Below are 22,693 nucleotides of genomic sequence, written 5' to 3' on the forward strand. Positions count from 1 at the left end.
GTGAAGCAAACGGGCAATCCGGCCTGTCCCGGGCAATTGGCGATTTCAGCGGGGGAAGGGTGGCCCTCTTGGCGGCTGGCGGGGCGCGGGATGCGGGCGGAGTGCAAAAAAATCACGGGAGATTCTTGACAACCATGTGGCGTGGAGGTAAATCGCCCTCTCGCGCTTACGCGGGGGCCATTAGCTCAATTGGTAGAGCAGCGGACTCTTAATCCGTTGGTTCAAGGTTCGAGTCCTTGATGGCCCACCAGAAATTTCAAGGGGTTACAGTGAAAACCGTAGCCCCTTGTGCTATTGGGGCGTTTTTTCTCCCCATCCTCTCCCCACTTTGAAGATGACAAGCCATGGAACCTGGTTGTAAGTGCGCAAGCAAAATGAGAAATCGTTGCAGGCGAAATGAGAAATGGCGAGGGCGGATCGGGGAGATGAAAACACCCCCTTGCTCCGCCCTCGCCAGCCCTATTGCGCGACGTGTTCCGAGTCGGCTTTGATTCGGGTCAGAACCCACCGCAGGACAGGAGGCGTGATGCCGTTTCCGAGCACACGCAATCGGTCCATCCAGGAGGAACCCCCATCATCCACTCGACAAACGACGGGGCCGCGATAAGCCGCAACGGCGGCCTGGGCTCTCGGTCCTTCAAGCCGTAGACCATTCCAATCAACCGGGCCGTCAGGTTGCCCGTGGAGCGCCAGGTCTCCTCCCGGCGCAAGTATTGGCGCACGGGCTCTCCCTCGATGGCCGCCGGGGTAGGCAACAAGGAGAACCCGCTCACGCAGATGCGGGGCGCCAAAGGCCGCCGCAGGGAACACGTCCCATTCCGCATCATACCCGATCTCGGCCAAGTCCCCGAGCACCCGGTCGATTCCCCGCCCGAGCAGGGCCTTGACGTTTTCCACGACTGCGTAGGCCGGTCGTAGCTCGCGAATGACCCTGGCGTATTCGGACCAGAGTCCGGATCGGCTGCCTGTGATCCCCGCGCCAGACCCGGCGCATGAGATGTCCTGGCAGGGGAAGCCGCCAATGACGATATCGACCTTTTGGGCGTTTTCGGCATTGACGTCCCTCACATCCTGGAAGACCGGGATACCCGGCCAGCGTTTTTCAAGGATCGCCCGCGCATACGGGGCGCACTCGCAAAACCAGGCATGGGCAAACCCGGCCTGGTTGACCGCCACATCGCCGATTCCGGCACCGCTAAACAGACTCCCGACATGCAATCTTCTCTCCTGACGGGGCCTCGATGGGCTCTGGTCCGGGGCTCACGGCCCTCAGGAGATGCACCGTCCCGCAACGCGGGCACTTGATGGCGAGCTCGAACGCCTCGCCCTTGGCCAACAGCTTGTTACAAATACCGCAACGAATTTCCCTCATTTCAGTCCTTTACAGCTTGGGCCGGGGCCTGCTAGCTCATCTCCATCCCTGGCGCCAGGGGAGGGGCAGCGGCTTCGGCCGGGGACCGGTGTGTCAGCACCGGGCCAGTGGGGCGGCGCAACCCGCCCCGCCTGCTCCACTTACTGGACCGTTTGACCAACTCCTTGCGCGGCCCGTATCCGGTCGCCAGCCACGCGGTAATACTCAGGCGACAATTCGACTCCGACAAAGCGACGGCCGGTCTTGATGCAGGCCAGGGCCGTGGTCCCGCCGCCCAGGAAGGGATCGAGAACGGTCCCCTTTTCGGGCGTCACGGCCAGCAGTTCGACCAGGAGGTCGATAGGCTTTCCGGCCAGATGCACCTTGTCCCCGGGGACCACCCGGAAGCTGAAAACCCCCGGGAGGCAGCGCGTCGTGAACGCCTTAGCCGGGGCCTTGGCGGCGCAGATCACGAACTCAGCGTCACGCCGGAAGGCGCCGCGCATGGGCCGCGCGGTCGGCTTGTGCCAGACCACGATCCCGCGCCAGACGAATCCGGCGGCCTGGATCGCATCGGTCATGGCCGGAATCTGCCGCCAATCCGAAAAGACCAGGACCGGCGCGCTGGGCCTGGCCACCCGCCAGCATTCCGAAAGCCACAGACTCGACCACATGATGAAGGACCGTTGGTCCTTGAGGTCTCCCAGCATGGCCGGGTACACCTTCATCGTGCCGGTCTTTTGGTATTTCCGGGCCGGATCGATCTGGCGTGCGCCGACGTGCAACCCCCCGCTGGAATACGGGGGGTCGGTCACCACGGCGTCAACGGATTCGCCCGGCAGTTCCCGCAGGACCGCCAGGGCATCGCCATTCCACACTATGCCATTGTCAAAGAGCGCCTTTTGCATGACGAGACCCTCTTTCAAGGGGCTCATGGGCTCTCGGGTTGGGGCTCGCGGCCCTCAGGGGGCGACGGTATATGTTTAGGCCTGGACGAGGTCCGGCCAGACGACTTCGGCAACAGCCACGGCAATGGCCACCACATCCCCGGCCGCGCCCACCTGGAGCTTGGCCCGGCGACGCACCGCCTTGATGGACGCGCCATAGGCCAGCCAGGCAGCCCGGTCGGCCAAGACCGCCACGGCCACGTCGCGCAGACTTACCTCGCCAATCGTGGCCATGAGGGCTTCCTGCTCGGCCGCCAAAAATGGATAGGCCGCCGCAGGCAGCGGGTCCGGAGCGGCCACGGCCCGGGCCGCCTCCTCGGCGGTATGCTGGTATTCCAGGGATTGGCCCGCTCCCGGGGTCAGGACCAACAGCCTGCGGCGCTCGGCCTCGGCGTCTATTTGCGCGAGGGCATCCGCCTTTACAGCCTCCACGTCCATGTCCGGCTCTCCGGCCAGCATCGGCACGCCGTCGGGACGCCTGCCTGAAACGACAGTACCCCGGCCAAAGGCCGTGCGACTCACGGAGACGGCCAGGGCGACGTCCTTGCAACGCAGGCAGGCATACACGGCCGGGTCCGACACCGACACCTGACCGAAATAGAACAGATCGTGCCGATCCGAAGCAGGTACGAAGTCTTCATCCTGCACCAGCCCCAGGCCGCCCAGATCGGCCAGCAAGGAGTCCCGACCCGGCGCTTGCAAATACAACAAAACGATCATGCTTCCTCCCGGTAACAACTGAAATCCCAGCTCTGATGGTCCGCCCAGCACAGCCTCACGCCCTCGACCCCCAGGTGATACGTGGGCAGAGGGCGAAAATAACGGCAGGAGGCACAGGGGGATTGAGCCTGACGGACTTGTGACGGCATCCGACATCCAGACTTTTGTGGCGGCGGCCGTCGTACCCCTTGCGGAGAGGACGGCGTAGCCTCGTCTTCTGGGATCGAGATGCTGAAAATGTTCTCGTCTTCAAAAACGGCCTCTTCATGCTGTGTCCCCTCGGTTTCGTCGTCTGGCAACGGCGGATCGAAATCCCGCCATTGCGTGCAACGGATGCATCCCGGATGGCGGACAGGCACACCCTTCAATGACGCCGAAAGCGGCCTGGTCCGATTGGAGCGGCATTGTTCTACGGATATCCTTGCGTTTAGCGCCGTACATTCAAAATACACCGTTTCCATGACAATGTGGGGCTCGACCTGTTTTCAAAGTTCACACGGTTCGATACTGAGCGACGCGGATCAAAACACTACCTAACTGTGCCGTTGCGATACGGAGCCATGCGGAACCGAACCGAGCTATTGCCTTGCATCACAGCAGGTCGAACGTGAAACGTCCGTATCCTGCTCCCCGAAATTGGCCGAGCCCCACAAATTGCCCATACTCCATAAGTTGCGCCAGGACTTCCCAGGTGATTTCAAGGTTCGGGAGCAGCCCAATCTGTATCTCGAACGAAATCGGCGGATTGAGGACTTCCGAACTGGCCAGGCAGGTTCTGGGCCCCATCCTGCTCATGGTTTGCAACGGTCGCTCGTAGATGCCATCCGGAGCGCGGCCCAGGCGGATGATCCGGGGGTCGACAAACACAAACCGTTGCAGTTTGTTGCGCAGAGCCGGGATACCGGTCTTCTTCCTGGTCCGCCCACCCACGCTGACAGGGACTTCGACGACGTCTTTGAGGATATTTGCGGCGGATTTGAGAAACCCCACGAATTGGTAGTCCATCAGGCAGCAACCGCCCTGGTCGTCACGCAGGAAGACGGTCGTTTTCGGAGTTTCCTCCGCCGGAAGCAAGGCCGTTTCATCCGCGCCTTCGGCCTCGGGCTCCGGGGCCTTGCTGGCGACATACTCCTGGTAGATCAGTTTCGACGACGGCAGCGAGCCCAGGAGCGGTTCGGTCAGGCTGATGCGATATCTTCTGTATTGCACGCGGTCACTGAGCGCCATGTCATCCACCGTTATTTGAAATGCTGGTAAACCTTGAATTTGAACGTCGCGCCCCGACCCGTCCATCCGGGCACGAGCACCCTGGCCTGCACCTTATACGTTCCCGGCTGATCCAGGTCTCCGGCGTGCGTGACGTAGCGTAAAAACCGCTTGACCCCGTCAATTGCAATGATCGTCGCAGGCCAGGAAACTTCAGTCCCGTCGGGCTTGCGAACGAGCAACGCGGCCTCTGTCACGCCCTCCAGGGTAGACACGCAGTCCACGGTGATCCCCGTGCCTACGTCATCCACATAAATCTTGTCGGTGCTCACTGCGTCACCTCCGTAAACTCCATCAACTCCACGGCCGACGTCCCCGTGATCTCCCGGGTGACGGTGCTGGCAAAACCGCACTCCCGGGTCAGCGGCGAGGCGGCCCATACCGAGCCCTGCCCGTCCCGGCCGGTGATCCACTCCCGGCGGACCACGCCCGCGAAACAGGCGGGGGCGACGGCGACGAGGACCAGCCCGTCCGCCTGGATCGTCACGCCCGCCAAACGCACCGTCGCCGCCGGAGCCAGAAGCATGCCCACGGCTGCCCCGGCCAGGATGGAGACACCCCTAGCGATCCTGGCCGCCGGGGCCAGGGCATGGGCGAGGGCCGCCCCGACCTGGACCGTCGCCCCGATCCGGACCACACCCGGCGGGGCAGCGGTCACGACGGCTGCCGATCCCACCTGGATCGTCGCGCCGCCCTTGACCCAGGCCGTCGGGGCCAGGACCGTGCCTGCAACAGGCCCGGCGGCGACGGTCACGCCCTGGCCAAGCGGCAGCCAGGCGGACGGGCGGTCAACCCAGGCAGACGGGCAGTCGGACCACATAAACATGGGACGCCTACGCCAGCCCCATCGCGCCGGTCGCGTCAAAGACGATTTCGAACGGACCACCATCCGAGGTCTTGAGTTCGGTGAAATCGAAGAGCCGCAGCAAAGGGCCGTCGCCGCCCTCGGTGGCGTCGTAAACCACGGCGTAGCGCGCGGAAATCGAGGAGTCGGGCCACAGCGGCGCGTCCGCCGCCAGGATGGCCCCCGCGCCGACGGCCTGCGCCGCGAGGTTTTGCAGGGCTTGGCCGCCTGCGGCGTACCCCTCGCCGACGATCTCGTGGGCCGCCACGTCGGCCAGGACGGCATGGGCCGCGTCGGGCTCGTATCCTGCGCCGAGCAGCATGATTTTCAGGGGCTGGCCCGCCAGATGCGCCAACATGCGCCGCTTGCCGTCGGTATAGATCAGGTCCGCCATAGCATCCTCCTTAGAGCCACCAGACACCGTCATACTGCCGCTGCACATCGGTATAGGGCAGGGAACTGGTGGGTTTGACCGAAGTATAGTTGATGTCCAGGGCGTAATTCCCGTTGGTGGTCTGCACCTCCACCCAGGCGTGCCCTTCTCCGTTGCCTGCCTTGCCGACAACCAGTTTGATGGCCCCGGCCGGGATGCCTGACGCGATCAGGGCTCCAACCTTTGTCAGGGCAAAGTCCTCGCAGTCGCCGGACTGACCATCGCCCAGGACGGTCCAGTGCTCCAGCTTGTTGTAGAGGGCAGCATCTGATTGATATGCGTGCGCTGCGTTGACCTCATCATTAATGCGTTGCAGCGTGGTTCGTAGATCATCGGCGTAGTCGACCGTCTTGCATCCGTTGTATGTGCAGGACGGATGTCCAGGATAGGCTTCGCAAAATTCTTGGAACCCATCCGGGCCATTGCTGTTGATTTCATCCGGCAGCAAGGAGGGATCGCCGCCGCCCCCCATGGAGGCTTGGGGCAGATACAAAACACCCAACAGGTCCGTGACCTCGCACCCCAGGGCCGCTGCCAGGGACGCTTCGATACGGTCGCCGTTATGCCAGAGCATGGCGTCCATAACCTCGGAGGTCTCGTCGTTGACGATCAGAACGCCCTGGAGGACGTGGGCGTTGTCTTCGGTTTGGATCTGGGTCCAACCCATGGGACGGGAGGTGGCGGACAGCACATAATCCCCAAACGGAGTTCCAAGGGATTTCGAGATATCCGCCGGGGCGGCGCGCATCGTGCCGGAATACAAGACCGAATTTTCTTCCTTGTAGGAGAATTTATTGATGGTCTTCAGAAAAAAAACCTCGCCCTCGTTCACCCCAAACGGGAATTGCATCGGGAAAACCTGGGGCTCCACTCCGTCTGACGTGCTGTTCCCCCCCTGCACAAGGGGATCAAAAAAATCGAGATATCCCGACGCGACCTCATCCCCATTGACAGAAACAGTTATCTCCATATGCGAATACAGTGGATCCGACCCACCCCCCGTAATATTTCTGTCGACTACGGTGCGAAAATAACCGAGTTGCAATGTGTTTTGGTCCTCGTATATATACGCCGGGAATTTCAATTCACCGCCGTATCCGACATCAAGGCTGACACTCGCGATTGTCTCGGACACCCCAGACCTGTTGATCATATCCCACAAATACCAATTCTGAATTCGTTTATAGGTACATCCCCCCGAATTCGACCCTATCTCCGCAGAGGACAACACTCGTGTACGCCTTCCATCAATGGATACCAAATGTCCTGGGCTATTCTCTAACCTCCAACTTACCATGGCATCGCAATATGTTGTTCCTATCGGCGTCGTTCCCGGGACAAAACGCCCCGGCAATTTGTAGCGTGGAGTGTATGCTGGGATCCACCCCATGCCCACATGCTCGGACGGCAACAACGCGGAATAAGATGAGACAGGTTCCATGATCAGCCCAGGAGGGTACGCACCATACCCCCCTGTTTGGGATGTGCACAATGCAATATTTTCAGGCGTCACAAACAGGACAGGCGAGGACAAGGTGCCTTGAGCGGTGCCGACAACCTCAAGTTCGACTATGTCCAAGATGTATGATGTCACTACGTCGTAAAGGATTCCCGAAGTGTACACGGACCGTTCTTTGTCAAAAAAAAGTACATCCCCCCCTGTATATGAAAACCCTGTGCCACAAAACGGGTTCCCCCCCGCCGATAGAGAGAGATATCCTCCCCCTGTCATGACTCCATAACGCATTTCACGCGTGGATAACTCCGCATCGTGATATTTGTACGCATAATAGTATGGATCAGTATACACCGGGTCAAACCCCGTATACGTCCATTCATCGTCTGCAATCTCGAACGGTACCCCCATAAGGATACTTGTGGATTCCGCGCTATCCGGACGCAACTCCTTCTCATACGTCACCAGGTGGTCGGTGATGCCTGAAAACCCCTGTTTCTCGGCGTCGCCGTGCCGGAGGACCGACAGCCGTCCGTCCGTGAAACCAAACGACGCCATCTTGGCTGTCCCACCGGACTTGTAGAAGAGCAGGAACTGCTTCACGCACGGCCGGGCCTTGCCGTCGGCAAACCCGATGACCCGCAGGTCATCGCCGGTCACGGCCTCGGTTTCAAAGCGGCGGCCGCCGACATGCAGCACCCGCACGATGTCATCCGCATCAAAGGCCGAATGGGCATCGGCCATGAACTCGGGATCGGTCTGGTTGCGGTCGTTGTCGGCCTCGCAGTGGTAGAAGAACCGCACGCCGTTCACCCGACCAAACGCCGCCAGGTACACGTCCGCCGTCACGGGATCGCGATCCCGGTGGATCTCGACAATCATGCCGGTATAGATGCGGGCCCGTTGCAAGGCATCCTGCCCGCGCGTCCCATAATCGACGCTGCCGCCCTGGCCCGGCGTTCCCAGGCGCGGATAGCCGTCCACGGAGACAGGCACGATGCTCGGCTTCGCACCGCCTGTCGTGCCCGCGTCGGCCACCACCCAGGCGAAATCCACGCCTGGACGGATGTTTCGGCATTGGGCCGAATCGATGTGGATGGTCACCCATTCGCCGATGGCGTACCGGCGGTTGTCGGACGGCCGGACCCTGACAATGCCCAGCGAATGGCCGCTCTCGGCCCGGGCCGCCGTCTGGACGTCGTATTCGTAGCCGTCTTCGACCTCGTAGGCGGTCAGCACCCGGCCGCCGGTGAAGCACGGCGAACCGAACACCGCCGAGGCGATGGGATAGGTGACCGGATCGCCGTAGGTGGCCACCACGGCCGTGTAGGTGGCCAGGATGGGCGCATCGGCATCGGGAGGCGAGGACCAGGCCACGTCTTTCATCCAGCGGCCGGATCGGATGTCCAATTCTCCCCCTGTGCCGCCCAGGGAGTCGTAGGCGTCCACGACCCGGTAGCGGCTCTGTCCCGCACACCTGGCGTGCAGCCGCACCGGGCCGGTCACGACCTCGCCAAGGTCATCCAGGGCCGGGGCCAGGGATTCCCCGTCGCCTCGCCCCACCACCCGGCGGCGCTCGACCTGGGTTTCAGACCCGGGCAGGCGGACCTTGGCGTACAGGCAATACAGGTCGCCGGGGTACAGGTCGGCGTTGGAAAGCTGAAAGGAATGCTTCTTGTTGGCCTTGGGCGCGGCCTCGGATCGCGACAACGGCAGGGATTTGGAGGACGGCAGCCCGGGCAGTTCCAGGGCGATAGGGGTATCCATGTAGGAGCAGCAGGCCCCAGGGGTTCCGGACCAGCGGTACAGGCCCCAGGCCCAGAACTCGCAGGCATCGGGCACGGTGAAGGTGATGCTCCATGTGTCGTCGCGGGTGTACTCTCCCGGCCGCTTGGCCAGGGTGCGTTCAAAGGCCAGGGTGGCGTTCGGCCAGCCAAAGGCCGGGACCAGTCCGACCTGATAGAGTTGGGCCACGACCTCCCGGACGGGCTGTTGTCCATGGCGCAGCACGGCCACGTCCACCGTGCGGCGGCCGTCGTCATCCGTGCCCACCTGGACGGGCTCTCCGGAACCGAGCACATCCACCCGGACGCCCGTGGCGTCGATAGCGGCGGTGCCCTCGCGGCACAGATAGGCCGTAATCTCCGTGCTCATAAGGTAAATGTCTCGTTGTGCAATTCATCCACGCCGGTATCGTGGTAGCCTGACGCGGCAATCCCCAGGGTGTGGGCCCCGCTGGCCAACACGCCCACGCTTACCCTCCCGTCGGCAGAGGTCCGTCCCCTGGCCACGCCATCGACGGTCACCCGCGCCCCGGGTACGGGATCGCCGGTGGTGTAATCCACCACCCGGATGACCACGGTTTCGGGATCGTCGGGATCGTCGGGATCGTCGGTCCCGCTGGCATCCCCGAACCCCAGAGCCAGGGTGGCCACGATTTCCTCATTGGTGGCCGGATCGACCGCCGTGGCGCAGACCACCACGTCGGTCTCCGTCAGGCCGGGCAGGCCGCGCGGGACCAGTACGGCCAGGGACTCGTAGACGGTTTCGTAGGTGACCCGGGCCGCGCCGCAGCCCGCCACGCCGCAGGCCACGGTCTCCGGAGCGGACAGCCGCAGGTCGCCCAGGTCGCGGCCGATCCACTGCCAGGAAAAGAGTTGCGAGGCCGGGGCGGACAGACCGGCCGTGTCGGTGTTGGCGAACGCCACGGTCTCGGTGATCTGTTCCCGGCGCAAGCCCTGCCGGGACAGGCTGCCATGGGAGATGGACGGGAGCGGCTCCAAGGTCATGGGATTTTTGTACATCCGGAGATAGGCCGTCTGGTTATGCACCAGGCTCCCCGACGTCTCGCTGTCCAGCACCAGCTTGAGCAGGGGCGCGTCCGCTGCGGCAGCCGCAAACGTCACGGCGATGGTAGTTTTAGCCACGGACAACGACCTCCTTGACGTTTGGTCCGTCCCCCAGGGAGACCACGGCCACGATGCACGGCGCTGTCGCCGAGCGGTCCAGGACCACCCGCGCCCCGACGTTGACGTCCCCATCCGTGGCGTTGACCGCCGTCAGTTCGCGGCTGTCGGAGCGCACCAGGTACCGGCCGTCGGCCAGCCGGGCGGCCACGACCCCGCGCGAGGAGGCCGACGGCGTTGCGAAATACTGGGTCAGACCAGGCATTGCACCATCTCCAGTTCGTTGACGACCCGAGGACCGGACAAAGCCACATCCGCCCGGGTCACCAGCCAGACGCCGGACAGCCCCAGGGCCTCGTTGACCAGGGCGGCCAGCACCCCGGGCCGGGCGGCATCGCGATAGGGGGCGGTGGCGGCGACGGTCTGGCGGTCGTAGCGGGCGTCGTCGAGCCAGGCGGTTCCGGCGGCGACGGCGGCGGCCTCGCCGGTCAGGGCGGGCCGGGACAAGGGATCGGCCTCGACCTGACCCTGGCCCATGACCACGCGCACCGTGACGTCCGGCAGGGACGGCGCGACCGCCACGGTGATGGCCAGGGTGGCCACGTCGTGGCCGCGCACCTCGTAACGCTCGAACGTGGTCTCGTAGGTCACATCGGCCACATGCTCGGCATCGAGCACGGCCCCGTCCTGATCGGCCAGCACCAGCCCCATGCCGTCGGCCGAGACGGCCACGGTCCCGGTGGACGGATCGCCAATAAAGGACACACGGCTGACGTTGCTGGGCGGGGAGGCGCATGAGGCCTGCCCGGCCGCGAAAACGACGGTCTCGGAGACCTCCTCGGTGACGGCCGCCGCCAGGCGCAGAACGGCCGCCCGGGGATCGGTGCAGGACACCGTGGCCCCGGCGGGACGCGCGCCGCCGGGCCAGGTCACCCGCAGATGCAGGGTCTGGCCCCGGCCGGGGGTATCCTCCTCGACGGCCACGGCCAGGGGCGTGGTCACGGTCTCGCTGTAGCCGACCACCTCCACGGCATCGTGGCCGCTTCCGGCGATCCGCTCGACGGCGATGTCCGTCAGATCGTCCCTGTCGTAGGACATCTCCGGCGTGGCGTCGGGCATGTCCACGGGCCGAACCGGCCAGCCGGGCGAGACGATCAGGGACGCGCCGTCGCCGGGCTCCATGACCGCGCCCACGGAGCCCGCCAGTTCCAGCAGGGCAGAAAGCGGCGTGCCGTCATGGGTCCAGTCTGGAGGCAACAACCAGTCCGCAGCCGTCCAGGCCAGGGACAGCCCGGCCAGGGCCGCCAATTCCACGGCCGCCGCCGAGGCCAGCCGGTTGCCCAGGGCATGGATGGATTCGGAGGCGTGCGGCGCGTCAAGCAGGGCCGTCAGGCCCCGGCCCCAGACCGTGAACATGCGTTCGTCGCCGGAGCGTTCCTCCAGGAGAAATCGTATTTCCCGGCCGCCCACGGCCAGGACCAGACGCGCCGTGCCTGGATTCCGGCCAGGGTCGCACAACGGGTACAGGTCGCCATCGCTGGATGTGAAAGAAATCCGGGCGTGCTCGTTCCGGGCGCACTCGGCGCGGATCTCGGTCACGCTGCCCAGGACGTCCCACCCATCGAGAAAGAGAGACGGCGTGCTCATCGGTTCTGCCCCGTGGGATAGATGGCGGATTCATCGGTGACAGGCGAGGCCAGGGCGACCAGACGGCCCGGCCGGGCCGCCTCGTCCCGGTGCTCGACCAGCCCGGCGATGCCGGTGGCCGTTTCGCCGGATACGGTCAGGGCCAGCCCCCGCAGGCCGACACGCTCGGCGGAAATTTGCAGAATCAGCCCGCGCAGGCCCTGGTTGCCAAGCCCCGTGCCCGGAAAGGATTCTCCGGCGTCCTGTACTTGCGGCACGACCCCCCGCATGCCCGGCAGGGAGGGATACGCCTCCACGGCCGGGTACACGCCGGGATGCGCGGAAAGGCCGCTGGGCAGCGGCGCGAGGCATGTCCAGGCCGGGGCCTCCTGGACACCGCACAGGGTCTGGAGACCGTACATGGGCAGACCGACGACGCTGGCCAGGGTGGCGGTGGGGACTATGGCGATCATTCCGGCGGGCATGGGTTCGCTCACTCGAAATGAAATTCGACAGGAATGAAGTTATGCGACACAGCCGGGATGCCCGCTGGAACGACCTGTTTGATCCATACCGGCACGGCAGCCGGGGCGGTCTGGATCACGATGCTGTCGCCGCTGACCCAGCCGCCGCCCCATCCGGCGGATTTCAGGGTGAAATAAGGGGTTCCGGTTGCGGGATTGACCGGGGCGAAGGCCGATGCACGGGCGCCTGAGCCGACCGCCCCGACCGTCGCCCCGGACACGGAGAATGCCGTTTCGGAGGTAAATGTCAGGGTCCAGGTCTCAAATATCGTCCCCGTGTTGTTCAGTTCCGGGGGATACGCGCCCTCGTCGTAGGTTCCAGCCGTGGACGTCTCGACCCAGTCGAGCACAACCGGCGCCACCTCGGCGGCGTAGACGCAGGCGCAGCCGTGGGCGGACGTGCTGTGCGCGTTGGCCACCTGACCGGCCAATTGCACCGTGGCCACCAGCCCGTTGTAGCTGTAGCACAGCTCCCGGTAGGTGCAGGCGACGGACGTGCCGTTGTCCGGCGGGCTGGTCCAGGTGATGGGAGTGGTCCATTCTCCCGTGGCCATGTTGAGCTGGCCGCCGGAGCAGTATCCCGAGCAGGCCCCGGTCTTGCCCACGGCCACCGTGCGGGCCACGCCGCCGCAGGTGGCGGTGACGACCGGCCGTTTGCCGGGCTGGCCGCAGACGCCGTTGGCGTTGTGGGACAGCCGGGTCAGGGTGGGCGTGGCATTGACTCCGTCGCCTGAGCCGATCTGCTCGGCCTCGTGCAGGTTATCGGCCAGATCCAGGGTTTCGACCGTGCCGTAGCGGTGGTTGCACAGGATGACGTCGTTCCCCAGAAAGATGCCCCGGGGCCAGGTGATATCCGGCACGTTGGCGATCTTGCGCCACTTGTAGTCGGTCTCGTCGTATTCCAGCGAGTCGCCGACGTTGACCAGCTCCGGAACCCAGCCGCCGTACAGGTTGTCGGCCAAAATGAGATATCCCCCGTTGGGGAACTCCATGTCGGCGGATTCCATGGTCAGGGAGACGGTGTTCCCCCCGGCCTCGACTTCCTCTGCGACCTGGCCCACGCCGCACCAGACCGTATTGATCTCGTTTTCCTTGTCAGCCTGGCTGCCCAGGCCCAGGGCGTAACCGTCCCCGGCCACGGAGCAGGCCGACAGGAAAATCCGCATGTCATAGGCCGGATCGTTGCTGGCCGCTTCATTGCAAACGAAAAACTTTCTGACCCTGGTCAACCCGGCCAGGCGCTCGGCCTTGGACACCCGGGGCAGCAACGCATGGCGCACGCCATGTACGATGGCCTGACGCCCCAGGCGGCCGCCGTTGAGGGACGCCACGTTGGTTTGCAGCTCCGACTTTCGCAGTAGGATGTCCGTGGATTCGACGGCCATATTTCAAACCTCCATGAGCTTGATGACGATATTACGGTACTTCATGGCGGCCGGGATGCCCGGCCCGGGCCGGACGGCCTCAGCCTCGATGGCCGGGGCGTCCTCGTTGCGAAACCGGACGCGGTAGATCTCGCCGTCCCAGGCCAGGTCGAAAACACCGCCCGGGATGTCGGCCAGTCCACGCAGGGCCAGAAGTGTCGCGCGCGGCAGCCAGGCAGTGTTTGCGCCGCCCGCCAGGTCGATGGGCCTGCCGCCCTGGCGCGGCCGCTCCCAGACGACCGGGCGTCCGGACAGGGTCACGTCCACCTCGGCCTCCAGTCCATACGGCGAAAGCTCTCCCGGCCAGGACAGATCTTCCAGGTCGATGCCCGCCAGGGAGTTCACAGCTTCCTCGTGAGCTTTGCCCGGCGCAGGGCGCTTTCCAGGTTTTCCAGCATGTCGGCGGACATGTATGCGGGCACGTCCGCGCCGCCGATCTCAAGCACCACCCGGCCCAGGTCCGGCATGGTCGCGGCCGTGGCCGATGCTGGAACCAGACCGCCGGTGGCCAAGGACAGGACGGGTCGCGTGGCCTCGCGGATACGTGCCGACGCCAGCCCGCCCAGGGAAAACCCTGGGACGCGCAAGGCCCCGCGCACCTGGTCGCGCAAAGCGCCCAGGCCGCTTCGCGCCGCATCCTGGAGGGCATAGAAAAGATCCGGGCCGAACAGCCGCACGGTGGACTTGTTGACCACGAATTCGCCGTCTTCCAGGATGGCCGGACGCCGGTCGCCGCCGCCGTATCCCGGTAAAAGCCCGGCCACCCGGTGCCAGCCTCCGGCCGCGAACCGCGCGACCTCGCCGATCAGGCCGCCTGCGGCGGCGGCCTCTACACGCTGGACGTAGATGGTGTGGGTGCTTTCCGTGTTCTGCCCGTCCAAGGAGCGTATCTCGGCCAGGACATCCGTCGCATTGTCCTTGACCGTATGCGGCGAGGTGGTCTCGATCTCATTCAAGGCGGCGATGTTGGTTTTGGCCGTCTCGGTGTCGGCGACCACGGTGATGGTCACGTCCTCGGCCGCCGCCTCCAGATCCTGGCGCAGGCCCGCCACCTTTTCCGTGATGCCGGGGTCCAGGGTCAGGGTCACGGTTTGGTCGGCCAAGGCCTTGATGGTGGCCGTGATGTTGCCCATCTCCGCCCGCAGGCTCTCCAGGTTCTGCTTGCTGGCGGCCGCGTCGTCTTCCAGGTCGGAAAGGGATGTGACCTTGACCTTGGAGAGCTGGTCAAAGGAGCGATTGACCGCATCCGTGGCCTGGCTTGCGTCCGAAAGCCTGCCGGACAGCCCGGCCGCCTGCTCGGCGTACATCCGGGCCTGTTCCAGGGCCTGTTCCCGCTCCTTGCCGCTTAAGCCCGTGGCCTTGGCTAGGGATTCCTCGCTGGAGGACAACAACTGGTTGACCCGGGCCAGGTTGTCCCGGTCTTTGGCCGCACCATCCATGCCCCGCTGCCGGATGTCGGCCAGGGCCGATTCCCGGCGCATATCATCCGCCAGGAGGGAGTTTTCCAGGGAATTGATCTTGGCCAAGTGCGTGTCGTAGGCCTTTTCGGCCTCGGCCAGGCGCACCCGCAGGAGTTCCTGGCGCTCGGCCAGGATGGCGCCGTATTCCGTATTGTACTGGCGTTCCAGCGCCCCCAGCCGGGACTGATATTCGGTCTGGGTGATCTCGCCGCGCGAGAAAAATCCGGCCAACTGGTCGGCCAGGGTTTGATAGTGGGCGCGGGCGGCGGCCAGCCGGGAGGAATGGAAGGCCCCATCGGCCGCCAGACGCTTGGCGGCCTCTTCGTCTTCCGTGAGCTTAAGCTTGCCAATGTTTTCGACTTCGGCATTGTGGGCCGTGCGCGCCGCCTCGGCCTTTTTGGAATAGGTGTCCTGGGCCTTTTGGGCCATGCGGTCGTAGGCCTGGGCCCCGGCGGACTCCGCCACCTGGGCCTGCCGCTGGGCCGCCTGCCCGGCATCGTCCAGGACGCCGACAAGCTGGCGGTAGGAATTGAGGACTTCCTCCTTGACCCCGTCGGAAGCGCCCACCCGATCCAGACTTCTGGCGAGGTCATCAACGGACATCCCCGCCTTTTCAGCGCTTTTAAGCAGCTCCAGGTAACCGGCCCGGGTCTTCGACATCTCGTTGCGCTTTTTTTCGCCCGCCTGCACATCGGCGTCGTACACACCAAAAAGCTTGTTCATCCCCAAGAGAACTTCCTGATAAAACGACCTGGCCTCCTCCTGGCCGATGCCGTACATCTCCCGCATGTTTCGGGAATACGTCTCCAGCCAGACCGCCGCGTTCTGATATGCCCGCGCCTGGGCCTCGATATGGGTGACCAGCAGCATGTCCGCTTCCTGTTCGCGCAGCGCGATCAATTCCCGCAGCTTGATCAGGTTTTCATCTTCGGCGGACGCCGCCCGGGCCAGCACCCGGCCGCGTTCGTCCAGGGCCAGATTCGCGGCTGGCAACACCTTCGCCAATTCCATCTCGGCCGCGGCGTGTTCCTCGGACCCTGCGGCCGTCCGCAAAAGCCGCCCTTCAAGATCTTGAAGAGCCGCCACGTTATCCAAAGCGGCCTTGCGGGATTCACCCATCGCCTGGGCTGTTTCCCGTGAGCGGTCTTGAAAAAGTTCCATCGCCGCGTATACAGTCCCCAGGGCGAGAGCTAACGCGGCAAGAACCGGATTGGCGAGGGAGAAGGCCGCCAAGGCCTTGCCCAGGCCGAGCAGCGCCGTGGTCGCGGCGGTGATCCGGGAAACGGCTAGAGCCACAAGCAGCGCCGCCCAGACATCGGAAAATTCTGTCACGAATCCGGCGACGACGGATATGGTGTCGGCAACACCGACCAATAATGACGAGATGGTTTGCGCCCAGGCCTGAAGCTCGCCGGTTTCGGCCATTTCCTCCAGGGCGGTCTGCACATCGCGGGCCTTCTGTTTGAGGTAGTCAAGAAAACCGGCGTCGCCGATCTGGCGCGCAAAGTCCTTCCAGATCGATCCCAGGGTTTCCATTAATCCCGACCATTGTTGCTGCATCTTCGAGGCCTGGCCGCCGAAACGTTCCGCCATGCCCTCAATGATCGCCGGGATGGCCGTAAACGCGTCGATGCCTTCCAGGCCGATTTGCCGCATTTGCTCCTGGGTGAGCTGCAATTTCTCCCGCAGGATGTCGTAAATCGGGATGCCCGCTTCGGCGAACTGGCGGACCTCCTCGCCCATGAGCCGCCCCTTGGTGGCGGCCTGCCCCAAGGCCAGGGTGATGCGGTTGAAAATATCGACGCTGCCGCCAAGCGCCCCGGTGGTGTCCACCAGCGTGGTCATGGTTTCTAGTGTCGGGTCCAGGCCCATCGCCTTCAGGCGGATGTACGCCTGGATGGCCTCTTCGGTGGACAGCGGCATCTTCTTGGCCCAGTCGTTTAATTCCTTAAACGTCTCGGCCCCGCGTCCCTTGGTGATGGTGTCCAGGGCATTTGTCAGGCCCTCAAAGCGATCCGTGGTATTGACCACACCCACCACGAAGTTTCTCAGCTCCGTGATGAACGAACGCGCCGCATTAACCCCGGCGTTGACCGCTTCGGTCCACAGCCCCACGGACAGCCCGAGCCTGGACACCGAGCCGGACGCCTCCGCCGTGGCCGTATCCAGTCCCCCCACGCCCTTGGTGCCGCGGCGGCCTCGCCGCCAAGGAGCGCACGGCCTCCCCGACGGCCTTGACCGTCTGGGAGGCCGCGTCCTTGGCCTGGATGAGGATGGAAAGAAGGAAGTCGTTCGCCACGTCGTCAGCCCTCGAAGCTTTGCAGGATGCGCTCAAAATCGTCCTGTCCGGCCAGGGCCAGACGCGCGGCCAGGGCCGCCTGGGCGAACGCGGCCCAGTCAGCCGAATCGGCCTCGGCTAGGGCGAGGGTGAACTCGGTCCAGGTGTATCCCCGGACGCCGGAATGCCCGGCCCGGAGAAGGCGGCAGCAGGCCCGCCAGAGGCGGCCCCAATCTTCCGCCGCACCCCGTCCAGGAAGATCGCCGTCGCCTTGTCCAAGATCCCCGTTTTCCGGAGCAGGCCAAAAAAGCGGCGTTCACCTCCTGGAAGGCCTCCCAGAGCGTACCCAGGTCGGACGGGGCCAGCCGCTTGAGGTCGTCGAGCGACAGTCCGGTGAGCACCTGGCCGGAGGTCAGGAGTTCGGACAGGGCCGCCAGGGGGTCCGTGCCCTGGCCGCCGTCCCTGGCGCGCTCGAGCAGATCCAGGATCGTGCCGATCCGAAGCTCGTGCAGGGTCACCTCGCGCACGGCCTGGGGCTCGGCGTCCGTGGGGACAGGGAGCGTGATGGTCTTGGTCTTGGCCATGTTAGAAGCTCCTCAAGAGCGCGGGTTCGTCATGGCCGGGCATGACCTGGATCTGGCCCTCAAAGGTGGGGCTCAGAAACGTTTTGCCCATCAGATCCAGTTCGGTGGTGGGGCTGAAGGACGCACCCCAGATGTCCAGGATGCAGGCCGCGCCGTTGGTGTGGTTCTTGCCGTTTAACCGCAGAGCCCCTTGATCTGGGCCTCGGTGCCGATGGTGATGGCATAGCCCTCGGTCGCGCCGTGGCGGTAGGTGATCGTAAGCGAACCGGTGACCTTGGCCGTCTCCAGCCATTTCACCGCGCCGCCCTTCAGGTCGACCTCGTAGTCCGTGCCCAGGACCAGGGCGTCACCCGCGGCCGGGGCGATGGCCAGCCGGCCGCCAGGACGTTGACGTGGGCAGCAGGGTCACCGTGCCCGGCGTGGGCGTCACGACGAGGGTCTGATCTGCCGTGGCCGCCTCCTGTTCGAAATCCACGTCTTTGCCGAAGACGGCCAATGCCAACACCTTTCTCGGCACGTCGTTGCCCGTCATCTTGAACTTGGTGGGTCTTTTCTGAGTGATGCTTTCCAGCTCTTCGCCATAGGACTCGGGATAGTTGGACTCCCGGGTCTCGGTTTCGCTCTGCGGCGTCAGCGTCAGCGACGTGCAGTTGCCGAACTGGTGATAGACGCCGGTCGGTTTGCCGTCGGCGTCGAAGATGTCGAGCAATAGGTGCCCGGACCCTTTGAATGATTCCTTGATGGGGGAAATGGCCATATCCTTGCCTCCTAGTACGGGCTGACCCGTTGTTCGATTTCAAACGTGGCCGCGTACACGGCCAGGCCGCTGTCCTGAAAAACCACCTCCCGGCGGGTCAGTTCGGCCGGGGTGAGCCCCGGGGCGACGATCTCGCCCCACAGCGCTTTTTTGACGCCGTCCAGGAGCCCGTAGCCGCCCTCCTTGGCCTCGGCTTTGGACCGCAACGACTTGGCCGCAACCAGCGCCGTCCAGGTCATGCGTTCGAGGCGGCCGCCGCCGCCCTCGTCCGGCAGAAGCCGCGACCCGACGTAGGTCACAAGCACTCCCGGCAACCGGGCAGGGCGGCCTTCAGATCCTCGACGCTGGACAGCTCCCCCTCATATCCCTTCAGGGTCGCCACCCGTGGGATTCCGTCAGAGGCATAAGCGTGGCCAGGATGCCCGCCTCGACCGCAGTCAGGTCCAGCCCCATATCCATGTCAGTCCTCCAGGTACGCCGTCAGGATGGCCTCGATCTCCGGCCAGTCCTCGCCCGCACGCCCAGAAACGGCCGGGCCGGGATCACGGACCCGGGATGGTTGACCGAGCGCCGGAAGATCGTCCGGCCGCCGATGGTGAAGGCCAGGGTCTTGCCGTTTCTCGCCCTGATGACCCGGGGCTGGGTGCGGCCGCCGAATTGATGCACGGCGGCGTACGGAAGGTTGGTGCCGATCACCACAAAATCTTCCCCGCCTTGGTGGGTGATGCTTGACCGCAGGAGGCCGGTATCCACCAGGGTCTGCCCGTTTTGCTCCACCGCCCGGCGGCTTTTCTTCCAGGCCGCTCCGTCCGGGCCAGCCCCGCGCTTGAAGTTGTCGCGCACGGACTCCGACACGAGGAGCCCGATGGCATCCATGGGACCGCTCAAGTCCGCCAGCTTCCGTGCGAGCTGGGAAAGCAGCGCGTCCACCGGGACGTATCCACGTCGATGCGCCAGTCAGACATGGGGGCACCTTGCCGACACAAAATTGTGTCGGCGAAATGCCCGGCGCGGCACGCAAAGCCGGGACGCCCCGCCGCCCCAATTTTGGGGAGACGGCATATCCGGCGCGCCAATCAGACACGGGGGAACCTCCGCCAGGTCCGGTCCCCGAACCGCAGGCGCTCCGGAGCGGACACCAGGACGCCGCCCGGGTCCGGGACGGTCTCCACGTCCGGCCCCGTGGCCAGGCCACGGCTCCGGACGCGATGCGCGAGAGGTTGCGCAGGGCGTCCTCGTAGTCCCGGACCACGGCCTTGGGCGTCTCCATGTGGCTGCGCCGGGCGTGGAGGCGATACCGGGCGATGCGGCTGGACAGATGCCGGATGAGCGGCGGAACATAGGCCAGGGCACGGCTGCGACCTGCCCGGCGTAGGCGTCGATTTCCCGATCCGCCTCGCTGATGACGGCGGCCAGACGGCCACGACCTCGTCATCCTCATGTCGTCGATCTGGCCGTCGTCAACGGCCAGTTCCAGAATGTCCCGGCTGGGCATGATGGCGGCCAGATCGGCCGGATCGGAATAGGAAGCCATGCGTCACCCCCCCACATGGATGGTCCCGGCGCGGCTGCCGGCGCCGGACCGCGTGATCAGGACAGGACCGTGGCCCGCAGATGCCCTTCACGTTGGGCACCGGGAACGGCTTGGACATCCCGACCAGCCTGTAGCTGCTCGGGTCGCTCTTCTGATCGGCTTGACGAAAAACGGCAGGGCTGGAGATTGGCGTCCAGATCGTCCAGGCGCAGTAGGGCAGCTTGTGTCCGGCATCCAGGGCGACCATCACCACGTCGTCGTCGGCCACCACCGGCGTCATCGCCCCGGTCTGCGGGTTGCGGTTGCGTTCGCTGCGCCGCTCCACCAGGTAGCCGCCCACGTCGATGCCCTTTTCCAGTGATCTCCACCCGCATCTTGGCCGTGGTGACCGAGGCCTCGGCAATGGCGAACAGGGCGTTATAGGCGGCCTTTCCGGCCCAGGTCACGATCTGGCCGCCGAAACCGTTGTCCTGGATGGACTCCTGCATGGCCGTCAAAAGCTCGAACACGCTTTGAGCTTGACGCCCCCCGGCGTCCCACAGGGTGCCCGGAATCGCGGACAAGGGTCGCCGTATTCGATTTTGTAGACCTCCCAGCCGCCCTTTTCGAGCTGCACGGGCCACTCCACCGTCCCGGTCAGGGCCAGGGCGCACAGGGCCTCGGTGTCAGCGGCAGACCCGGCGCAGCAGATCCGTCTTTTCCCGGCCCAGGCCTCCAGGCCGTCGCCCCGCAGCATTTGCAGGTTGAGCAGGTCCGCCCCGGTCACGGGACTTGTGGGCGCTCACGGGCAGAGGCTCGTAGAAGGCGATGTTGCCGGACTCGGACACGGCCGAGATGGACGGCGCGCCGCGCCGTACCACCGGCAGGGGGTTGGCCACCACGGACACGTCATCCACGCCCAGCATGGGCAGCGGGTGCTGTGGCGGGTGGCGAAAATCGTATCCATGACCGGCGTCTTCAAAACAGCAGCGCCATCAGATAGCGAACGATGGCCTCTTTGGTGAACAGGCCGCGAATATCGAGCATGGGATTCCTCCGTTACACAGCCAGATGCCGTGATCTTCCATGCGCCCGAGCAGGGCGGCCGAGGGCGCGGCCGGGGCCGACACGCCACCTTGAGCACATCCTTGCGAACCGAGCCGTGTACGATGACCAGACCGGCCCCGGACAGGGCCGTGTCCACGGCCTCATCCAGGGACGCCCGAGAACTGCCGGTCGTAGGCGGCCTCGACGGGCGCGGGCGTTGGCGGGAGCGGCGTGAAATTCCACGGCCACTGCGCCCGTGGCGTAATTGATCGTTCCGGAACCTCCGGCGTCGCCGGTCAGACGGCCCAGGCCGTCGTCGGCGAAATCCTCCACGCCGTCGGACACCGCGACGCTGCCCGGCTGCACGGGATGCTTGGCCAACGTGGCCGAAAAGGTCTTGTCCGTGCCGTCCCCGGCGCCGATGGCCTCGGCGGCCACCGCTTCGTAGGGCACGGCCGCCCCTGCCTGATCCCTGGACAGGATCAGGCCCACTGGCAGCTCCCCCAGCCCGGACGCCAGCTTGCGGGACACGATCACCGGATCATGTCCGCCCCCCCGGGCCCGTTCATCATCATAGGAAAACGACCCGATTTTCGAGTGCATGGTCATGGCTGTCTCCTTAGACGTGCTTGGCCAGATCGGCCGGAACCGCGCCGCCGGATGCGCCGCTTCCGGCCGGGGCGGCGAATTCCTGGCACAGGCCGTTTTCGGGCCGGGCCTCCAGCTCGCGCCAGTAGGCCTCTTCCTTGGCCACCTTCACGGTCTGGCCATCCGAAGACGCGAATTCCAGGTCGCCCGTCGAGGCGGCCAGCGCCTCGGCGAAGGCCAGGGTCTTGGCCTTCTCGCCGGGCAGGGCCCGGCCAGCCTTGACCAGCTCGGCGAACCGCTTTTCGCGTCCGCGTCCGGCCTCTTCGATCCGGTAGTCGGCAAAGGCCTTTTCCGCCGCGGCCGAGGCGTCCTTTGCCGCCTTGCTCTGGCCCTCAAGCTCGGCCACCTGGGCCTTGAGCTTGGCGTTTTCGGCTTCGAGCTCGCGGACGCGGGCCCGGGCCTGTTCCAGTTCGTTCATGTCTCCTCCGCTGGAAAATTCGATGGTGAGGCCGTCGCCCGCCGAGAATTTGACCGGCGAAAGCCCCTTGATGGCCGGGGCGTCGCCCCCAGCAGCCCCACATGCACCAGCCTGCCCTTGTCCGGAGTGAGTTTGACCGAGACGTTGCGGTAACGGCCCGCGTCGACCAGAGCCTTGACCGCCTCCGGCACATCTCGGAACGCGGCCACAAGCCGGTCCCCTTCGCGGCGCAGTCCCGACACCCAGCCATATGCCGGGGCGTCGACAGTCGGATGCCCGAACACCAGCGGCGCGCCGTCGGGATCGTCGGCCGCAAACCCGGCCACAATCCGGTCCAGGTCGGCTTCGGTCAGGTTTACGGATTGGCCGGACATGGCGATCCAGGTTCCGGCCCGGGCGATCTCGTTCCAGGGTGTCAGGTTCATGGCCGCGACCCTATCCAGGGACGATGGTACGGCGTGAGTCGGGGGTGCGTGGCCGTGCGTGCAAAA

General features: G+C 65.1%; 26 protein-coding genes, 1 tRNA gene and 1 pseudogene. 1 reads left to right on the forward strand and 27 read right to left on the reverse strand.

Annotated elements, in window-relative coordinates; all coding sequences use genetic code 11:
• Window positions 1-174 precede the first annotated feature (174 nt).
• Window positions 175-250: transfer RNA gene (locus GD606_RS19015), tRNA-Lys, on the forward strand.
• A 209-nt stretch (window positions 251-459) separates the two neighbouring features.
• Here the strand turns inward: GD606_RS19015 and GD606_RS19020 are convergent.
• The 27 genes and pseudogenes from GD606_RS19020 to GD606_RS19145 all read right to left on the reverse strand — a co-directional run bounded on the left by GD606_RS19020 (window position 460) and on the right by GD606_RS19145 (window position 22,627).
• Window positions 460-1,176, reverse strand: coding sequence for a DNA cytosine methyltransferase (locus tag GD606_RS19020; RefSeq protein WP_246298898.1), 717 nt, complete (start codon window positions 1,174-1,176; stop codon window positions 460-462).
• A gap of 19 nt (window positions 1,177-1,195) precedes the next feature.
• On the reverse strand, window positions 1,196-1,372 hold the full coding sequence (locus GD606_RS19025) for a Com family DNA-binding transcriptional regulator (protein ID WP_163301402.1): 177 nt from the start codon (window positions 1,370-1,372) through the stop codon (window positions 1,196-1,198).
• A gap of 140 nt (window positions 1,373-1,512) precedes the next feature.
• The gene (locus GD606_RS19030) at window positions 1,513-2,259 is read right to left on the reverse strand and encodes a DNA-methyltransferase (RefSeq protein WP_163301401.1); all 747 of its coding nucleotides are present in this window, start codon (window positions 2,257-2,259) and stop codon (window positions 1,513-1,515) included.
• Between the two features lie 75 nt (window positions 2,260-2,334).
• A complete protein-coding gene (locus GD606_RS19035; RefSeq protein WP_163301400.1) occupies window positions 2,335-3,018 on the reverse strand; it encodes a hypothetical protein in 684 nt (227 codons plus the stop codon).
• Window positions 3,019-3,609: 591 nt separating this feature from the next.
• Entirely contained in the window at window positions 3,610-4,245 is a 636-nt protein-coding gene (locus tag GD606_RS19040) for a hypothetical protein (protein ID WP_163301399.1), read from the reverse strand.
• 11 nt (window positions 4,246-4,256) lie between these two features.
• Window positions 4,257-4,556, reverse strand: a complete 300-nt coding sequence (locus GD606_RS19045) for a hypothetical protein (protein ID WP_163301398.1) — start codon at window positions 4,554-4,556, stop codon at window positions 4,257-4,259.
• Window positions 4,553-5,110, reverse strand: a complete 558-nt coding sequence (locus tag GD606_RS19050; RefSeq protein WP_163301397.1) for a hypothetical protein — start codon at window positions 5,108-5,110, stop codon at window positions 4,553-4,555. The genes GD606_RS19045 and GD606_RS19050 overlap by 4 nt, the downstream gene beginning before the upstream one ends.
• Before the next feature lie 7 nt (window positions 5,111-5,117).
• Window positions 5,118-5,522: a hypothetical protein gene (locus GD606_RS19055; protein WP_163301396.1), complete on the reverse strand. Its 405-nt coding sequence runs from the start codon at window positions 5,520-5,522 to the stop codon at window positions 5,118-5,120.
• Window positions 5,523-5,532: 10 nt separating this feature from the next.
• Entirely contained in the window at window positions 5,533-8,991 is a 3,459-nt protein-coding gene (locus GD606_RS19060; RefSeq protein ID WP_176629356.1) for a transglutaminase-like cysteine peptidase, read from the reverse strand.
• A gap of 176 nt (window positions 8,992-9,167) precedes the next feature.
• Window positions 9,168-9,944, reverse strand: a complete 777-nt coding sequence (locus GD606_RS19065; RefSeq protein ID WP_163301394.1) for a carboxypeptidase-like regulatory domain-containing protein — start codon at window positions 9,942-9,944, stop codon at window positions 9,168-9,170.
• Window positions 9,937-10,188, reverse strand: a complete 252-nt coding sequence (locus GD606_RS19070; protein WP_163301393.1) for a hypothetical protein — start codon at window positions 10,186-10,188, stop codon at window positions 9,937-9,939. The genes GD606_RS19065 and GD606_RS19070 overlap by 8 nt, the downstream gene beginning before the upstream one ends.
• Window positions 10,176-11,570 carry a hypothetical protein gene (locus tag GD606_RS19075; protein ID WP_163301392.1) on the reverse strand — a complete coding sequence of 465 codons (1,395 nt, stop codon included), beginning with the start codon at window positions 11,568-11,570 and terminating at the stop codon, window positions 10,176-10,178. Before GD606_RS19075 ends, GD606_RS19070 begins: the two co-directional genes overlap by 13 nt.
• Window positions 11,567-12,034: a hypothetical protein gene (locus tag GD606_RS19080; protein WP_163301391.1), complete on the reverse strand. Its 468-nt coding sequence runs from the start codon at window positions 12,032-12,034 to the stop codon at window positions 11,567-11,569. The genes GD606_RS19075 and GD606_RS19080 overlap by 4 nt, the downstream gene beginning before the upstream one ends.
• 8 nt (window positions 12,035-12,042) lie before the next feature.
• The gene (locus GD606_RS19085) at window positions 12,043-13,458 is read right to left on the reverse strand and encodes a hypothetical protein (RefSeq protein WP_163301390.1); all 1,416 of its coding nucleotides are present in this window, start codon (window positions 13,456-13,458) and stop codon (window positions 12,043-12,045) included.
• Window positions 13,459-13,461: 3 nt separating this feature from the next.
• Window positions 13,462-13,842: a hypothetical protein gene (locus GD606_RS19090; protein ID WP_163301389.1), complete on the reverse strand. Its 381-nt coding sequence runs from the start codon at window positions 13,840-13,842 to the stop codon at window positions 13,462-13,464.
• Window positions 13,839-17,135 (reverse strand): tape measure protein, encoded by a 3,297-nt coding sequence (locus GD606_RS19095; protein WP_176629357.1) that lies wholly within the window; start codon window positions 17,133-17,135, stop codon window positions 13,839-13,841. Before GD606_RS19095 ends, GD606_RS19090 begins: the two co-directional genes overlap by 4 nt.
• 219 nt (window positions 17,136-17,354) lie before the next feature.
• Window positions 17,355-17,819 (reverse strand): phage tail assembly protein, encoded by a 465-nt coding sequence (locus tag GD606_RS19100; RefSeq protein ID WP_176629358.1) that lies wholly within the window; start codon window positions 17,817-17,819, stop codon window positions 17,355-17,357.
• Window positions 17,820-17,993: 174 nt separating this feature from the next.
• Window positions 17,994-18,116 carry a hypothetical protein gene (locus tag GD606_RS20830; RefSeq protein ID WP_281362019.1) on the reverse strand — a complete coding sequence of 41 codons (123 nt, stop codon included), beginning with the start codon at window positions 18,114-18,116 and terminating at the stop codon, window positions 17,994-17,996.
• Window positions 18,117-18,165: 49 nt separating this feature from the next.
• A complete protein-coding gene (locus tag GD606_RS19105; protein WP_176629359.1) occupies window positions 18,166-18,576 on the reverse strand; it encodes a phage tail tube protein in 411 nt (136 codons plus the stop codon).
• Window positions 18,577-18,587: 11 nt separating this feature from the next.
• Window positions 18,588-18,890, reverse strand: coding sequence for a phage protein Gp37 (locus GD606_RS19110; RefSeq protein WP_281362020.1), 303 nt, complete (start codon window positions 18,888-18,890; stop codon window positions 18,588-18,590).
• A 166-nt stretch (window positions 18,891-19,056) separates the two neighbouring features.
• Window positions 19,057-19,506 (reverse strand): phage virion morphogenesis protein, encoded by a 450-nt coding sequence (locus GD606_RS19115; protein WP_176629361.1) that lies wholly within the window; start codon window positions 19,504-19,506, stop codon window positions 19,057-19,059.
• 268 nt (window positions 19,507-19,774) lie between these two features.
• A pseudogene (locus GD606_RS20975) lies at window positions 19,775-20,110 on the reverse strand (phage protein Gp36 family protein); the annotation flags it as partial.
• A gap of 56 nt (window positions 20,111-20,166) precedes the next feature.
• A complete protein-coding gene (locus GD606_RS19125) occupies window positions 20,167-20,673 on the reverse strand; it encodes a hypothetical protein (RefSeq protein ID WP_176629362.1) in 507 nt (168 codons plus the stop codon).
• A 102-nt stretch (window positions 20,674-20,775) separates the two neighbouring features.
• Window positions 20,776-21,015: a hypothetical protein gene (locus GD606_RS19130; RefSeq protein ID WP_176629363.1), complete on the reverse strand. Its 240-nt coding sequence runs from the start codon at window positions 21,013-21,015 to the stop codon at window positions 20,776-20,778.
• A 133-nt stretch (window positions 21,016-21,148) separates the two neighbouring features.
• Window positions 21,149-21,745 carry a hypothetical protein gene (locus tag GD606_RS19135; RefSeq protein WP_176629364.1) on the reverse strand — a complete coding sequence of 199 codons (597 nt, stop codon included), beginning with the start codon at window positions 21,743-21,745 and terminating at the stop codon, window positions 21,149-21,151.
• Window positions 21,746-21,755: 10 nt separating this feature from the next.
• A complete protein-coding gene (locus tag GD606_RS19140; protein ID WP_176629365.1) occupies window positions 21,756-22,202 on the reverse strand; it encodes a hypothetical protein in 447 nt (148 codons plus the stop codon).
• The gene (locus GD606_RS19145) at window positions 22,199-22,627 is read right to left on the reverse strand and encodes a hypothetical protein (RefSeq protein WP_176629366.1); all 429 of its coding nucleotides are present in this window, start codon (window positions 22,625-22,627) and stop codon (window positions 22,199-22,201) included. Before GD606_RS19145 ends, GD606_RS19140 begins: the two co-directional genes overlap by 4 nt.
• Between the last annotated feature and the right edge of the window lie 66 nt (window positions 22,628-22,693).

The organism is Desulfolutivibrio sulfodismutans DSM 3696, from assembly GCF_013376455.1.
Lineage (GTDB): Bacteria > Desulfobacterota > Desulfovibrionia > Desulfovibrionales > Desulfovibrionaceae > Desulfolutivibrio > Desulfolutivibrio sulfodismutans.

Coding starts and splice junctions, on each gene's coding strand:
- GD606_RS19140 (WP_176629365.1), bottom strand. CDS start 22,202: ATGAACGAACTGGAACAGGCCCGGGCCCGCGTCCGCGAGCTCGAAGCC.
- GD606_RS19145 (WP_176629366.1), bottom strand. CDS start 22,627: ATGAACCTGACACCCTGGAACGAGATCGCCCGGGCCGGAACCTGGATC.
- GD606_RS19050 (WP_163301397.1), bottom strand. CDS start 5,110: ATGTTTATGTGGTCCGACTGCCCGTCTGCCTGGGTTGACCGCCCGTCC.
- GD606_RS19055 (WP_163301396.1), bottom strand. CDS start 5,522: ATGGCGGACCTGATCTATACCGACGGCAAGCGGCGCATGTTGGCGCAT.
- GD606_RS19075 (WP_163301392.1), bottom strand. CDS start 11,570: ATGAGCACGCCGTCTCTCTTTCTCGATGGGTGGGACGTCCTGGGCAGC.
- GD606_RS19030 (WP_163301401.1), bottom strand. CDS start 2,259: ATGCAAAAGGCGCTCTTTGACAATGGCATAGTGTGGAATGGCGATGCC.
- GD606_RS19035 (WP_163301400.1), bottom strand. CDS start 3,018: ATGATCGTTTTGTTGTATTTGCAAGCGCCGGGTCGGGACTCCTTGCTG.
- GD606_RS19070 (WP_163301393.1), bottom strand. CDS start 10,188: ATGCCTGGTCTGACCCAGTATTTCGCAACGCCGTCGGCCTCCTCGCGC.
- GD606_RS19025 (WP_163301402.1), bottom strand. CDS start 1,372: ATGAGGGAAATTCGTTGCGGTATTTGTAACAAGCTGTTGGCCAAGGGC.
- GD606_RS19130 (WP_176629363.1), bottom strand. CDS start 21,015: ATGCTGGGCGTGGATGACGTGTCCGTGGTGGCCAACCCCCTGCCGGTG.
- GD606_RS19135 (WP_176629364.1), bottom strand. CDS start 21,745: ATGACCATGCACTCGAAAATCGGGTCGTTTTCCTATGATGATGAACGG.
- GD606_RS19085 (WP_163301390.1), bottom strand. CDS start 13,458: ATGGCCGTCGAATCCACGGACATCCTACTGCGAAAGTCGGAGCTGCAA.
- GD606_RS19040 (WP_163301399.1), bottom strand. CDS start 4,245: ATGGCGCTCAGTGACCGCGTGCAATACAGAAGATATCGCATCAGCCTG.
- GD606_RS19080 (WP_163301391.1), bottom strand. CDS start 12,034: ATGCCCGCCGGAATGATCGCCATAGTCCCCACCGCCACCCTGGCCAGC.
- GD606_RS19100 (WP_176629358.1), bottom strand. CDS start 17,819: ATGGCCAAGACCAAGACCATCACGCTCCCTGTCCCCACGGACGCCGAG.
- GD606_RS19105 (WP_176629359.1), bottom strand. CDS start 18,576: ATGGCCATTTCCCCCATCAAGGAATCATTCAAAGGGTCCGGGCACCTA.